This is a genomic window from Oscillatoria sp. FACHB-1407 (assembly GCF_014697545.1).
Taxonomy (GTDB): Bacteria; Cyanobacteriota; Cyanobacteriia; order Elainellales; family Elainellaceae; genus FACHB-1407.
This window is the reverse complement of sequence record NZ_JACJSA010000020.1, coordinates 56,408-70,642: the sequence shown is the minus strand read 5'-3', so window position 1 is coordinate 70,642 and position 14,235 is coordinate 56,408. Positions and strand designations below refer to the sequence as shown.

Sequence of the window (14,235 nt, the reverse complement as noted above, 5' to 3'; positions counted from 1 at the left end):
AATTCTAGCTTCCGAATCAGGTATTAGAAAATTTTTGATCGCCCTTCGGGAACTAAAATTGCTTGTGAAGAGACTATAAAGTAGAAGCGTGATTTGATGAAGTTTCTGTTGATGGGGTGCTGAAGCCAATGCTGTCTCAAATCAGTTAATTGCAAAGGCTAAACCCAAACTCAACATAGCATTTACCACTTTTTCCAAGTAGCAAGAGATCGCAGCTATTGCCAGTTTACTTCTCATCCATTGAGAGGTGATTCAATCTGCTGAGCTGACAATTTGCTGTGAATTTCAACCCACCAATCATGCTCTTTTTGAAGGTTTAGTCGCAGGGTGACATCATTTCGCACACTCAACCAGTGCGAATTGTTCAGTCAATAATGCACGGAGGAATGCCAGTGCTTTCTACAGAATTTCAAACCAATTCAACCAACACTTTGGTGCCAACACCAGATGCGTTGACCCCTCAAAGTCCCCTTGACTCTAGCTTGTCCGCTTCTCAGTCGGGCAGTGCTCTGGTCAGAGGGCAAGACGAGGTTGCAACTCGTTGGTTGAGAGGGAGAAATGGCAAATCGTTGGGGGCAAAAACCACGAATCAGATCGCAGGAGGCAATCGCTCTGAAACGCTGCGTGGGCGCAGTAGCGATGACCTCATTACCGGAGGCAACGGCAACGATCGCCTCTTTGGCGAAAGTGGTAATGACATGCTCTCAGGCGAATCGGGTCGCGACACCTTGATGGGTGGTAGTGGCAATGACGTTCTCAACGGTGGCACAAGCAAAGACACAATCACAGGTGGCAGCGGCAACGACACATTCGTGCTCGCGCCCGGAAATGGCAATAAAACCCTCAGAAAAACAGACATCATTACCGACTTTGCCGATGGGCAAGATCGCTTTAGATTAGAAGGCGGATTAACGTTTGATCGCCTCAGCATCTCTCAAGGAAAGGGAGATTACAGACGAGATACTGTGATTCGCGATCGCGTCACAGGAGAGTATCTCGCTCGCGTTCGGGGAGTTAATAGCAACCTGATCACCAGCCAGGATTTTGCAGCACTGCCTGGGAATGCTCCTTCGCCTAGCCCTGCCCCAATTCCGGCTCCCTCTCCAATTCCGGCACCTGCCCCAATTCCGGCTCCCTCTCCAGCCCCGATCCCAGCCTCTACAACAGGCAGTCTAGCGTTTAGCACGGCAAACTACAGCATTGGCGAAGGTGGCACCAGAGCCACGATTACGGTCAACCGGACGGGCAGCAGTGTAGGAGAAGCAAGAGTAAATTACGCCACGGTCGCAGGTGGCACGGCAACGGTCGGTTCAGACTACACTAATACCTCTGGAACCCTCGTCTTTGCGAGTGGTCAAACCAGCCGCACCTTTACCATTCCTGTTGTGAATGACACGGCTGTAGAAGGAAACGAAACCATTCGCATTACGTTGACTAACCCCATTAACGGGCAACTCGGTTCACAAAATGCAGCCACGTTAACCATCACTGACAACGATACGGCACCTACACCCACCCCTGCGCCTGCCCCGGCACCTGTTCCCGTACCTGTACCTGCGCCTGCTCCAACCCCTGTACCGATTGGTGGTGGCGGTGGTGGTAGTGCCCTACCTGCGTCTATCGTTAGCAACAACGTGAAGTTTGGTTCAGGTGATAGTCAGGCAACGATCGCTTCTAGAGGAGCAGCCCGCATTACCATCGGCACCCAGACCATCTACATCGGCACCCAGCAGGTCACAAGCATCAACCAAAACCCCATCATCCGCAGCTTTGACAGTGCTAACCCGGCTAACAACTGGACTCGCACGGATTACGAAGTCACCGGAGCCGATGGACGCGGATATGGCTTGTTCTGGGATGGCACAAATCTGTATGCCGTCTTCAGCGTGGACGGTACGCAGGGCACTCCTAGCGAGGATTTCCGCCGAGTGAGTGGCAGTGCCACCCAAAACTGGTTGCGAAGCTATGGAAATGGTGGCGGAGCGAAGGTGGCTGTTCTAGCTCGAATCGATCCTCGAACGGGTACGATGTCCAATGCGGCTTATTTGTCAGCCAACAACAACGGTAGAACCAATTCGCTGGCTGTGACTGGGCTATCCGTCGGTGCCAATGGCAATTTAGTCGTCAATGCAAACTCCTGGTTCTCACCCCGTCGTCCAGATGGTTCGGCGATGACTCCGCTCACGTCGGCTGGGTCACCGTTTAACTACACCCTGGAAATCACACGGGATCTGCGAACTGTAACGAGCACCTCAGCTGTAGGTTGGCGTTAACAGCCGTGGAAGGCGATCGCTGAATCACCCGTTGAGGTGACACAGCAGCATGAAGGCGATCGCCTCTCACTCAACTTACTCTAGGAGAGTAAACAACGAATTCTCTTGCCTGGTAGGGGGGCTACCAGGCTTTTCTTATTTTTACGCAAATGTAGGGTCAGCGTCTGTACCTTTTGACACAAAGGGGCGATCGATTCCGTCAAGACATATCGTGAAACGTCTTTGCAAGTGGAATTATGTCCGCAAAAAAGTTGATGGCGTATAGCCAAAGCGATCACACCACTCGCGAACTTTTTCTTCGATGTGGGCGATCTCCAGGTCAGTCAAGTCATTGCGCCATCTGCCCACCTTAGCGGAATCAATGTGATTCATATGCAGTAAGGTTTTTTCATCGTGATAGTCCACCATTTGACGATGGTCGTCGGGATTGAGTGGGGTTTGCAACAACTTTTCTTTGAACTGCTCAATGCGTGCCTGTTGCACGTCAAGGGAATAGTTATTGGCGATCGCTTCTGAAGCGGTTGCAGGCAGTGAAATGCTGAGGTGGGAAGCAATACGACACACTTCATGGCTCAGGTCAGACATAATCTCCTCATACTTGGAGACGAGAACATTGGGCAGTTCTGTCCATTTTTTGTAATTGTCCAAACAGGCTTCTAAAAAGCCCTCTTGCCAAATGTCAGCAAATGACTTTAACCGCTGTCGCATCATCGAAACGTAGACATCCCGAATGTCACGAAAAGTATAAATGCCGATCGCATTTCCTCGCAGGAATTCTGATTGAATTGCATCTGTGCATTCGTGTACCTTAATTACCTTAAAGGCTTGCGTATCAGGATAAGCATCTCGCACTTCTGAAAATCGTTTCGCATCGATCCAACCAACGACTCGACCCGCTTCTTTGCTTTGCACTAACTCGGTCGTAACTTGAAACTGCAAAGTGGAAGCAGAACGGTACATTCCACAACAAAAAATCCACATAAATGATCGCTCTCATGAATACTCCTAACTTGTTATGTACAAACGGAGTTACCAGAGTGCCACCGCCTTACGATATAACTTTTCATGAAAGATTAAAGTACTTATGTCGAGCACTCACACCTCTTTTCTTCAAATTTGCTCCAAAGCCCCTCAAACCCTAGCTATTAGCGGATTACAGGAAAAGTCTAGGTATCTATTAAATGAGTTAATTTCATAAAACTTTATTTGAAGTTACACGGTATCTTATACTACGCAAAGGGCGTTACAAAGGAGCGTAAGTGTGATATCGGAGGCAACCCAGCCCCTGGCGGTGGTAGAAGAAGCAACACCGGAGGTCAAGACAACCTCGACCGTGCCGCGAGAGCTTTTAGGACCACCGGGTGATTTTAATCCAACCCTGTTGATGTTCTTTACAGCGGTTGTGATGGTGGTGATTTCAACATTAGGTTATTGGCGGTGGCATTGGGTTGATTGGTGCTGCTTCCTGATGAATGTGGTTGCCCTCCATCTGGTCGGAACGGTGATTCATGATGCATCTCATAATGTGGCTCATCGCGATCGCATCATGAATGCCATTTTGGGGCATGGCAGTGCCCTGATGTTGGGGTTTTCTTTTCCTGTGTTTACGCGGGTTCATATGCAACACCATGCCAATGTGAATGACCCGGACAATGACCCCGACCATTTTGTTTCCACAGGAGGACCGCTCTTTTTAATTGCGGCTCGCTTTTTCTATCACGAAATCTATTTCTTTAAGCGGCGATTGTGGCGCAAGTTTGAGTTGTTGGAGTGGTTTATTGCGCGATTGATTGTGGCGACTGTCGTTTATTTCGCCATTCAATACGACTTCATCGGCTACATTTTTAACTTCTGGTTTTCTCCAGCGTTAGTGGTGGGTCTGGCTCTGGGATTGTTCTTCGATTACCTGCCCCATCGTCCATTTCAAGAGCGCGATCGCTGGAAAAATGCCAGAGTGTATCCCAGTCCGATCCTCAACTTGCTCATCATGGGACAAAACTATCATTTAATTCATCACTTGTGGCCTTCAATTCCCTGGTATCACTATCAAACGGCTTACTATGCTACTCAGCCTCTGTTAGATGCGAAAGGATGCCATCAATCTCTCGGTATTTTGCAAGGTAAGAGTTTTTGGAGCTTTTTGTACGATGTCTTTTTAGGGATTCGGTTTAACCATAAATCTCCTGTAGATGAATTAATTAAACGGCAGGATTCTGATAGCAATTCCCTCTAATGTTGTAGATACTAAAGAGTGGTAAAAGAATAAAAAAGGGGAGTATTCCAAAAGGAATGCTTCCTTTTTTTTATGAAGGTGTTTATTTTGAATCAGGGTACTTCCAGTTAACCCTTCCAAGCACCCTTCAATAAGGGTTGGTAACTTAAATAGAACTAAAGCTAGATAAAATCATCTAATTTTTTAAGCACAGTTAATAGTCGTAGTGAAGTGAATTCAAATAGCGTTTAGCAGAATCCCAATTCTCTAATCTCTCTGAACGATAAATCTATATAGCTACCGCCACTTTATTTAGGGCAGAAGGGGGTGTGGAGGCTGCGCTCCCGGTCAGGGGTTTCACCCCTGCACCTCGTCCTAATCCAAGTGACTACGGCTATAGCTTGGGTTGTAGAGATTGTGTATTGAATGGGTCACGCTAACTTCAATTATTGAGGAAATGACAATGCAAGCATCTTCAGATTTAATCAAACGTACTGAATCCCTTGAGCGAGCTTTTGCCTTTATTATTGGAGCTCTCTTTTTATTAGTTGGTATTGCTGGATTTATTCCAGGGTTTATGACACTCCCTGCGGGTTCTCCCGATGTTGCAGTGGATGCTCCTCGGCTGCTTTTAGATGATGGTTACGGTTATGTATTGGGATTATTTCCTACTAATTTATTGCATAATGCCGTGCATATTGTTGTGGGTGTTTTAGGGTTGGCTTCGGCAACAAGTTTGAGTGGTTCTCTGGTGTATAACCGAGGTTTTGCGATCGCCTATGCTCTGATTGCAGTAATGGGATTGTTGCCCTTTACTAACACCACTTTTGGTCTGATGCCCATCTTTGGTAACAATGTCTGGTTTAACGCACTGACTGCGATCGCGGCTGCTTACGTTGGGTTTGTGAAACCCAGCGAACTCAAGAATGCTGACAGCTTCTCACCTGAGATCTAGGAATCATCCCCTTAAATAACGTCGAGATTTTGTCAGGGCGCGGCATTTGAGCGAAAACCTCTTAAACTAACGAGGTTGTCTGCCAAACGCCACGCCCGACACTGTATAGGTTTGAACTGAGTATGAGTAAACAGAAGAAGCCAAATCTGCATCAGGTTGCCCAGGAACGGTTTGGCTATGAGGAGTTGCGCTCTGGACAGGAAGCGGCTATTCAGTCAGTTTTGCAGGGACATGACACGTTAGCCGTGATGCCAACTGGGTCAGGTAAGTCAGCGATCTATCAGATGGCAGCTTTTTTGATTCCGGGTGTCACTGTGGTGGTGTCTCCCCTGCTTGCGTTGCAACGTGATCAAGCCAAGGCGATCGCGGATCAAGATGTGGGTGAGGCAAGTGTGATCAACTCCACGCTGAACACAGCGGAACGGCAAAAAGCGTTTGAGCAACTAGAGGAAGGAGATTTAGAGTTCCTGTTTCTAGCTCCTGAGCAGTTTAATCAGGCGGAAACTCTGGAGCGGTTACAAGCCGCAAAACCATCTCTGTTTGTGGTGGACGAAGCCCACTGCATCAGCTCCTGGGGGCATGACTTTCGCCCTGATTATTTGCGCTTAAACCAGGTGGTTGAGGCATTGGGACACCCTCGAATTCTGGCATTGACGGCTACAGCTGCACCTCCCGTTCGCGCTGAAATTGTGGAGCGGTTAGGCATGAAAAATGCAGCGGTGATTGTCCAAGGATTCGATCGCCCCAATCTGGCATTAAGTGTCAACCGATTTGAAAGTGCGGATGAAAAGCAGGACAGTTTGCTAAAGCAAATCGCTCAGGTCGATAAACCCGGTATTGTTTATATTGCTACGCGCAAGCGGGCAGAGGAATTGGCTGAAGCATTAACGGAACAAGGATGGCGATCGCACTTTTATCACGCTGGAATGAGAGCGGCAGATCGGCAACAGGTCGAAGCGGCATTTATGGCAGATGAAATTGATGTGTTAGTCGCAACGACGGCTTTTGGAATGGGAGTTGATAAGCCCAATGTGCGATTTGTGTTTCATGCGGATATCAGTGACTCTATTGACTCTTATTACCAGGAGATTGGGCGTGCTGGGCGAGATGGTGAACCTGCGCGAGCAGTCTTATTTTACAAACCAGAAGACTTAAATTTGCGTCGCTTTTTTGCAAGTGGAGGACAGGTTGACACAGATCAACTTGAGTAAGTTTCAGAGATCTTGCAAAGTCAGGAAGAACCCATTTCACCGAAGGAGTTAAAAGAACACGTTGAGTTATCTGCAACGAAGGTTAGAAGTGCGTTAAATCACTTATCTGAAGTGGGTGCTGTAGAGACATTGCCGACAGGAGAAGTGACGACGACAGAAACACCTATGACGGCACAAGAGACAGCTGAGGCGGCGATTCAAGTGCAAGAACGACGACAGCAATTTGAGCGATCGCGTTTAGAAATGATGCGCGGATATGCAGAGTCAAGAAGTTGTCGTCGAGAATACATTCTCAATTATTTTGGTGAGCAGTTTGAGGCTCCGTGTGATAACTGTGACAACTGTAAGACTGGAACTACGCAACAACATACGGAGCAATTGAGCCATCAACCCTATGCAATCGACAGCCGTGTAGCTCACAAATCCTGGGGAGAGGGAACGGTGATGCGTTATGAGAATGACAAAATTGTTATTTTATTTGAGCAGGTAGGGTATAAAACGTTAGAGGTTCAAACCGTTTTGTTACATCGGTTACTCCAAAAAATGTAATGTTGAAAGAACTGTGATTGACACATTAATCATTCCCTAAAGCTTAATGTGAACTCCTTCTACAGGCAGATGTTAGAAGTAGAAATGCAGCCGTTAATCGTCTTTATCTATCAGAATGTATAGTGCCTATTTGCGCTATACAGTTGTACAGTACTTCGTACTGTACGAAAAATAGTAACCGTGATCGCTGTCGCTACATCCTTTAGAACAAAGGAGAGGAGGACTTCAGGGGTGAAACCCTTTGTACCCTCTAACTCTGTTCTAATGTTTGTTATGAAGCATTGCTATGTTTCTCACGTCTTGTTCTTCACCCTATAGTAGGAATAAGGTTTCCTTCTGAATTAGCTGAATCACAATGCCTGATCATGAAAAGACGAAGGACGAATTAATTGAGGAACTGGCGATGTTGCGTCGTCGTGTCGATGAGTTAGAACGGCGTAATTTGTCTCATCTGCCCGCTCAGACTCAACTGCAAACAAGCCATCTTTCTCAAACCGATCATCTGCTAACTCACCCTCCTTTGGAGGAGTGTGTTTCATCGATTGCAACTCTCATTGAGGATTTGCAGCAAACAGAATTCGCTTTGAAGGAGAGCGAAAATCGCCTGGTATTAGCGATAGAGGGCGCAAATTTAGGGATGTGGGATTACCATTTTGCTTCGGGACGGGTTATCTGCTCCGATCGCTGCAAGGCTATGTTGGGACTCGATCCTGCTACTGAACTGAATTACGCTACTTTTCTCAATGCATTACACCCTGACGATTGCAACCGAGTTGATCAAGCGATTAAGCAGGCGATCGCCGATCAGTCAACGTGTAATGTTGAATACCGTGTTGTTCAGCCTGATCATGTCCGATGGATTGCGGCGATCGGTCGAGCCTATTACAACGACGCACAAGAGCCGATTCAAATGGCAGGCATCACGTTGGACATCACTCAACGTAAACAAACCGAAGAGGCGTTACGCCACAGTGAAGAACGGTTGAGAGTCGCTATCAAAAGCCTGCCCATCACAATCTTTAATCAGGATCACGAGCTACGCTATAGCTGGCTCTATAACAACCCAAAATTCGGTCGTTTGCCTGAAGAGATTGTTGGTAAACAGGATAGCGACCTGTTGCCACCGGATGTTGCAGCACAGGTTATGCAGACTAAGCAACGTGTATTGGAAACTGGAATCGGAGTCAGAACGGAGGTCAAAATTCCTTTACAGGGACAAACCTCTTATTTCGATTTAACAGTTGAGCCGTTATACAACGAACACCAGCACGTCATTGGAATTACGGGTGCCGCAGTCGATATTTCTGAGCGCAAGAGAACTGAAATTGCACTACAAACAAATCAAGTTTTACTCAACGCACTTTTGCTCGGTTCACCGATTGGTTTAGCGTTTCTCGATCGCGAGTTACGCTACATTCACCTTAATGATGCTCTCGCAGAAATTAATGGAGTTCCACTAACGGAGCACCTTAATCGCACAATATGGGATGTGTTACCAGACTTTGCACCTGTTTTAGCTCCCACTCTGCAACAGGTGATGCAATCAAAACAACCCATTTTTAATCAAGAACTGAGTGGGGTCAATGTGGCAGGATTTCTGCGCCATTGTTTAGTTAGCTTTTACCCCATCTGTTTGCCCAATGGCTATGTCAGTGGGATAGGTGTCACAGCCATGGATGTGACTGAGCTTAAGCGAATTGAGCAAGCCCTGCGAGAGAGCGAGTCTCGGTTTAGGCGATTAGTGGAGGCAAATTTAGTAGGCTGTATTTTTTGGGATGTGCAGGGCACTATCACCGATGCCAATGATGCGTTTCTGCAAATGGTGGGCTATTCACGAGAAGATTTGCAGATGGGGCGATTGAATTGGCGAGATATGACCCCTCCGGAGCAACTGCATTTGAGTGATCAGGCGATCGCCCAGATGAGGCAAACTGGAGCCGCCGCACCCGTTGAGAAGGAGTACATTTGCAAGGATAATCGTCGCGTTTCTGTGTTTCTGGGTGGGGTGATGCTGGAGAACTGCGACGATCGCGGTGTGAGTTTTGTCATTGACCTGACTGAGCGCAAGCAAGTGGAATTGGAACGGGAGCGGCGACTGGAGGCAGAACGGCAGGCACGAGCGCAAGCCGAAGCAGCGAACCGCACAAAAGATGAGTTTTTGGCAGTGCTCTCGCATGAGTTACGAACGCCACTTAATCCAATTTTGGGATGGGCAAAGTTGCTGCGTCAACGTCAATTTGATGGTGCGACGACTGATCGTGCTTTGGAAACAATTGAACGAAACGCTCAGTTGCAAACTCAACTTATTGAAGATTTGCTAGATGTCTCTCGGATTCTGCGTGGCAAACTCTCTCTTAACATCACATCCGTTGATTTAACATCCGCAGTCGCTGCTGCTCTTGAAACGGTGCGTCTGTCGGCAGAAGCAAAGGGACTTCAGCTTCACACTAAACTCGACTCAACCCTTCAACCTATTCTCGGAGATGCCAATCGGTTACAACAAATTGTCTGGAACTTAGTCTCAAATGCGGTCAAGTTTACACCTGCTGGGGGGCGAGTTGAGGTCAGGCTAGACCAGGTGCGACATCGGGAACAGGAAACTATGAACAGGGAAACTCTCAACTACATCCCCCATTCCACACCTCGACTGACAAGTGTAGTTGAGCCACACCCCCCACACCCTACCCTCCACACGCCCACCTATGCCCAAATCACGGTCACCGACACAGGCAAGGGCATCAATGCTGATTTCTTGCCCTATGTGTTTGACTACTTTCAACAAGCTGACGCCAAGACGACACGGGCATTTGGTGGGTTGGGGCTAGGCTTAGGGATTGTTCGCAATTTAGTGGAACTACACGGTGGGACTGTGTGGGCAGAGAGTCCGGGAGAGGGGTTGGGGTCTACTTTCGTCGTCAGGTTGCCCCTGCCACCAGTACAAGATCCCATCCGGTTTCAGCGACACCTCACCCCAAATTCTTCATCGGATTCAGCGATCCCTGTTGCTCAACCGTTAGCCGACCTGCAACGATTTCATATTCTGGTTGTCGATGATGAGCAAGACTCCAGGGAGTTTATAGCGTTTGTGCTGCAACAACAGGGTGCCACTGTAACCACAGCCGCTTCAGCTAGCGAGGCATTGGCAGTTTTGTCTCGGGCTAAACCCGATGTGTTGGTGAGCGATATCGCTATGCCACGACAGGATGGATATACTTTGTTGCGACAGGTGAGAGCCTGGTCGTCAGACGTGGGACAAATTCCGGCGATCGCTCTAACCGCATACGCTAGCTTTTTTGATCGGCAACAAGCCCTCTCCAGTGGATTTCAACGGCACTTAGCAAAACCCGTCGAAGTCTCAGAACTTGTGTCCACTATTCTGGAGGTGACGCAGCAATCGTCGGTGAGTGGTTAGTGGCTAAACGCCCGCTTTTTGTCTTGACCAGACTCCATGCTCGTCTTCGTCAAACTGCTGATGCACGGCATCCCAGGCAATGTGCTCGGCTTGCTGTTCGTCATTGGTTTCAATGAGAGCCGCATTGTAGCGATCGATATAGACCTGTTGGGCTGCTTCTGACAAGTGCGATCGCACTTCTGGAGCGAGATGAGTGGGGGCCTCAATCTGCCCTGATCGCTGGCGAGGTAATGGCGTATTGATGATGGAAATTTCGTCTCCACCTGCCTCTTGTAGCAGCTTTTGCACCTCTTGCATCTGATTGGCACCTGCCTCAACCATCATTAAAAAATGCCCTGCTTCAACCCGGGTTTGATACAAAGTTGCCTTGTCTTCTGGCAATCCTAACGCCACGAAGGTGGAAACTAACCCGGCTCCAGCGGCTCCAGCGATCGCTCCAGTTGCCGCCCCCAACAACACTGCCCCGATGGGTCCTGCTGCGACGACCGTACCCACAAAGGGAATGAAGAGAACCCCTACCCCGGTCAGCAAGCCCAAGACAGACCCTGCTAATGATCCAAAGATACCGCCTTGCCTTAGCCCGCCGAGAACTAGATCTTTGCGGGTTAGGAAGCCTGAGATGCGGGTTTCGGTATGAAAGTTTTTGCCGATGACGGAAATGCGATCGCGTGAAATGCCCTGATCGAGTAAACGGCGAATGATGGTATCAACTTGCGCCCGATCTTGCAAAATCGCTGAAACAGTGTTTTCAGGTGCAGTCACACTTGAGGTGGTCATTCGTTACTCCTTGTTGCTGCATCGTCTTATGTAACAACTGTCGAGACAGTTAAGACAAAGGTGTGGGAACTGCTCCCCCAGCTACGGGTTCCATCCCTGCGCTCCGTCCTAACCAGCCCTTCGGTTGCCATACCCCAAAAGAATAACGAGATTCATGGGTCGCACTATCCACCCAGGGAGCCATTCTGCGGCTGCAAATTGCTCAGAATTGTGGATTGAATAAATCCTGTACGGGTGGGGTTTGGCGGACTCCTCTGCAACCTTGCTTACGCCTGATTTCATCTGGGCCACTAAAGGTTATAAACTATGAAAGGAAATAGTTACATTTCTTAACTTCCGCCTTTAGGTGGATTAAGTTGGCAAATCGAAGAAGGATGCTTAAGTAGCAGGTTTTCGGGTGCTCTATCTCTGCTAGAAATAAACCATATATAAGTACAAATACTTACTGTTAGACGTGAAGCACACCAATAAGAGTTCCAGTCGCTGCAATCGTTGTCAATCTTTGCCCTGTCGCGTTAAAAGAGCTAATCTGCTCCATCTGTGGTTTCCATCGATACACACGCTGCATAAGATGGCTAGCTACCTCGACAAGCTTGAGCTTCAGTACGAAGTAATGCGACATCAACGAGGATTAAGTGTTTCATACAATCCAGAACAGGCTGAGATGCTGGTGGGCTTGACCACGGTACTGACGTCGCCTGAAATCGAAAACACTCAAGTGTTGCTCATGCCACACACAGAGGCTCCCCAGTTGCATGACTTTGGTGACATGATGCCCTTGCAACGCCTGATTCAACTCAACCAATCGGAGTGGCTGTTGGATATGTTGGCGACAGACCAGTTTACGACTCATTTTCAACCCCTGGTCTACGCCAACAACACCTCCAAAATCTATGGTTATGAAGCTCTGGTGCGAGGTGTAGATGAGCGGGGCGATTTGGTGATGCCGGGTGCTCTGTTTGAGGCGGCTCACTCAGCAGGAGTGCTATCGCAACTCGATCTGGCAGCGCGGCGCAGTGCAATTCGTGGCGCGGACCACCACAACTTAGACGCCCACCTTTTTATCAATTTCACACCCGTTGCGGTCTACGATCCGGTGTCTTGTTTGAGGACAACGGTTCAGGCGATCGATCAAGCTAACATTCCTCACGATCGCGTCGTGTTTGAGGTGGTTGAGTCTAACCATCCACAAGATCTGAGCCATCTAATGTTGATCTTGCGGTATTACCGTGAAGCGGGTTTTTTGGTGGCGTTGGATGACTTTGGGGCAGGTTCCTCCAGTCTCAACTTGTTGCATCAATTGCGTCCAGACTTTATCAAGCTAGATATGGAATTGATCCGTCGAGTTCACCAAGATCCTTATAAAGCATCGATTACCGAAAAGATTTTGGAAATCGCTCAGCGATTGGCGATCAAGACAGTTGCCGAGGGCATTGAGTCGTTTGAGGAGTTAAATTGGGTCTGCGATCGCGGAGTTGATTTTGTCCAGGGATATATTATTGCTAAGCCCGGCAACCCTCCGGTTGTGTCTACGCCCTGCTTAACCCCATCTAGCTTACCAACCCCAAGTCTAATTAGTGCCTAGTGCTACGTCACAGTTGAAAGTTAGGGTAGTGCGAGCATCTTGCTCATGCCGTAAGCGTCTCGCTCACACCAACAATCCTAAAAATAAGGTGTGACGCTGCACTGGACTTGAGTTACACGCTGAGGATAAGGTAGTGAGAGGCAAAAAAAACCCGGCGATCGCCGGGTTTGACGCTTCTCATTAGGTTTTCTTATTCTCCTGAAGGTGAGGCTGATCCCCTCTCAACCTTAAGATAGATTCTCTGTAAACAGATATCACTCTGTTTGACCAATCGCCTTACTGACATCAGCAGGAGTCTCATATTCCTCATCGGGTAATTGCTCTAAGGCAGACAGAGCAGTTTTGTCGGCACCATGCTTTTTAGCGTGCTCAATTAGACTTTGCTTACTAGCGGGGTAATCCATCCCCTTGAGGTGCTTTTGCAGTTGAATTGGATTAACAGCAGCCATTGGATGTGCTCCTTAAAGAGTAATAACGGATCGTCCAGTTATCTGCATCCTAAAATCACTCCTGTCAGAGAACGTCGCACTGCGGACTTAGCTTATTTTTTGTTGATTCTGTCAAAGGATGGATTGTGATTTGAGAGGGGAAAGCGGCTCAAGCTGCTTTTTTGCGGAGATTTCGCACTTCCCACAGTGCCTCTAATGTAGCTGAAACGAGTTCGGTAAATTTAAGAAAATGCTTCTCATCCTCTTCGGTGAAGTCACCCTCGTATTTATCAGAGAGTTGAAGCAACCCCCAATTTGTACCATCCCGTCCAATAATGGGAGCGGCTAACCATCCTCGCATGGGAGGATGCTTGCCTGCCTCACCACCAAACCCTTTCCATTCGGGATGAGCTTCCAGTTCGGCTTGAGTCATGCGTACTGGTTGATTGTGGCGTAATAGCCATCCATGGGTGCCATATCCGGTTGCAGGGGTGCTGTAATTTGCCCAAGCCGCGTATTTTTCTGAGAGGGAAAAGAATTTGCGAATCGAACTCCAATCTTCTTGAACTACGATGGCGATCGCTGACTGATGTGCCCCAATCAAAACCCGAATTAACTCAACGGCGTTACTCAAAACATAGTTGACTTCACCAATAAAGTGCTCATCCTCAGCATCAGGATTGGGCATGACTGGATTGGCTGTCGCTCCGGTAACGGCGTTGTTGTAAATGTTTTGATGAGCTATTGATTTCTCAGTCGTCATACGTCAGGTTCCTCTCTGGCGGTTTTTGCAATCTGCTACACCACGATGCGCAGGACACCCGTTTTGCTGA

General features: G+C 48.2%; 11 protein-coding genes. 7 read left to right on the top strand and 4 right to left on the bottom strand.

Annotated elements, in window-relative coordinates:
• The first annotated feature begins 392 nt into the window (after window positions 1-392).
• A complete protein-coding gene (locus H6G89_RS25965; RefSeq protein ID WP_190512043.1) occupies window positions 393-2,273 on the top strand; it encodes a Calx-beta domain-containing protein in 1,881 nt (626 codons plus the stop codon).
• A 234-nt stretch (window positions 2,274-2,507) separates the two neighbouring features.
• Here H6G89_RS25965 and H6G89_RS25960 read toward each other — a convergent pair whose 3' ends face one another.
• Window positions 2,508-3,212: a sulfotransferase domain-containing protein gene (locus H6G89_RS25960; protein ID WP_199336936.1), complete on the bottom strand. Its 705-nt coding sequence runs from the start codon at window positions 3,210-3,212 to the stop codon at window positions 2,508-2,510.
• 352 nt (window positions 3,213-3,564) lie between these two features.
• On the opposite strand from H6G89_RS25960, the gene crtR reads away from it, so the two are divergent.
• The 5 genes from crtR to H6G89_RS25940 all read left to right on the top strand — a co-directional run bounded on the left by crtR (window position 3,565) and on the right by H6G89_RS25940 (window position 10,612).
• Complete coding sequence (gene crtR / locus H6G89_RS25955; RefSeq protein ID WP_309230099.1) at window positions 3,565-4,506, top strand: beta-carotene hydroxylase; 942 nt, start codon at window positions 3,565-3,567, stop codon at window positions 4,504-4,506.
• A gap of 442 nt (window positions 4,507-4,948) precedes the next feature.
• Window positions 4,949-5,440 carry a DUF4383 domain-containing protein gene (locus tag H6G89_RS25950; RefSeq protein ID WP_190512039.1) on the top strand — a complete coding sequence of 164 codons (492 nt, stop codon included), beginning with the start codon at window positions 4,949-4,951 and terminating at the stop codon, window positions 5,438-5,440.
• Window positions 5,441-5,562: 122 nt separating this feature from the next.
• On the top strand, window positions 5,563-6,651 hold the full coding sequence (locus H6G89_RS25945; RefSeq protein ID WP_199336935.1) for a RecQ family ATP-dependent DNA helicase: 1,089 nt from the start codon (window positions 5,563-5,565) through the stop codon (window positions 6,649-6,651).
• A 12-nt stretch (window positions 6,652-6,663) separates the two neighbouring features.
• Complete coding sequence (locus H6G89_RS34565) at window positions 6,664-7,200, top strand: RecQ family zinc-binding domain-containing protein (RefSeq protein ID WP_199336934.1); 537 nt, start codon at window positions 6,664-6,666, stop codon at window positions 7,198-7,200.
• A gap of 355 nt (window positions 7,201-7,555) precedes the next feature.
• Window positions 7,556-10,612 (top strand): PAS domain-containing hybrid sensor histidine kinase/response regulator, encoded by a 3,057-nt coding sequence (locus H6G89_RS25940; RefSeq protein WP_190512037.1) that lies wholly within the window; start codon window positions 7,556-7,558, stop codon window positions 10,610-10,612.
• 3 nt (window positions 10,613-10,615) lie between these two features.
• Here the strand turns inward: H6G89_RS25940 and H6G89_RS25935 are convergent, their stop codons facing one another.
• Window positions 10,616-11,389 carry a ChaB family protein gene (locus tag H6G89_RS25935; RefSeq protein WP_190512035.1) on the bottom strand — a complete coding sequence of 258 codons (774 nt, stop codon included), beginning with the start codon at window positions 11,387-11,389 and terminating at the stop codon, window positions 10,616-10,618.
• 571 nt (window positions 11,390-11,960) lie between these two features.
• Here H6G89_RS25935 and H6G89_RS25930 point away from each other — a divergent pair.
• Complete coding sequence (locus H6G89_RS25930) at window positions 11,961-12,974, top strand: EAL domain-containing protein (protein WP_190512033.1); 1,014 nt, start codon at window positions 11,961-11,963, stop codon at window positions 12,972-12,974.
• A gap of 254 nt (window positions 12,975-13,228) precedes the next feature.
• On the opposite strand, the gene H6G89_RS25925 is transcribed toward H6G89_RS25930, so the two are convergent.
• Window positions 13,229-13,423: a DUF2795 domain-containing protein gene (locus H6G89_RS25925; protein ID WP_190512031.1), complete on the bottom strand. Its 195-nt coding sequence runs from the start codon at window positions 13,421-13,423 to the stop codon at window positions 13,229-13,231.
• A 148-nt stretch (window positions 13,424-13,571) separates the two neighbouring features.
• A complete protein-coding gene (locus tag H6G89_RS25920; protein WP_190512029.1) occupies window positions 13,572-14,165 on the bottom strand; it encodes a GAF domain-containing protein in 594 nt (197 codons plus the stop codon).
• Window positions 14,166-14,235 lie beyond the last annotated feature (70 nt).

Excerpts from the sequence above, each read along its gene's own strand:
- H6G89_RS25940 (WP_190512037.1), top strand. The coding sequence starts at position 7,556 with ATGCCTGATCATGAAAAGACGAAGGACGAATTAATTGAGGAACTGGCG.
- H6G89_RS25930 (WP_190512033.1), top strand. The coding sequence starts at position 11,961 with ATGGCTAGCTACCTCGACAAGCTTGAGCTTCAGTACGAAGTAATGCGA.
- H6G89_RS25920 (WP_190512029.1), bottom strand. The coding sequence starts at position 14,165 with ATGACGACTGAGAAATCAATAGCTCATCAAAACATTTACAACAACGCC.
- H6G89_RS25950 (WP_190512039.1), top strand. The coding sequence starts at position 4,949 with ATGCAAGCATCTTCAGATTTAATCAAACGTACTGAATCCCTTGAGCGA.
- H6G89_RS25945 (WP_199336935.1), top strand. The coding sequence starts at position 5,563 with ATGAGTAAACAGAAGAAGCCAAATCTGCATCAGGTTGCCCAGGAACGG.
- H6G89_RS25935 (WP_190512035.1), bottom strand. The coding sequence starts at position 11,389 with ATGACCACCTCAAGTGTGACTGCACCTGAAAACACTGTTTCAGCGATT.
- H6G89_RS25925 (WP_190512031.1), bottom strand. The coding sequence starts at position 13,423 with ATGGCTGCTGTTAATCCAATTCAACTGCAAAAGCACCTCAAGGGGATG.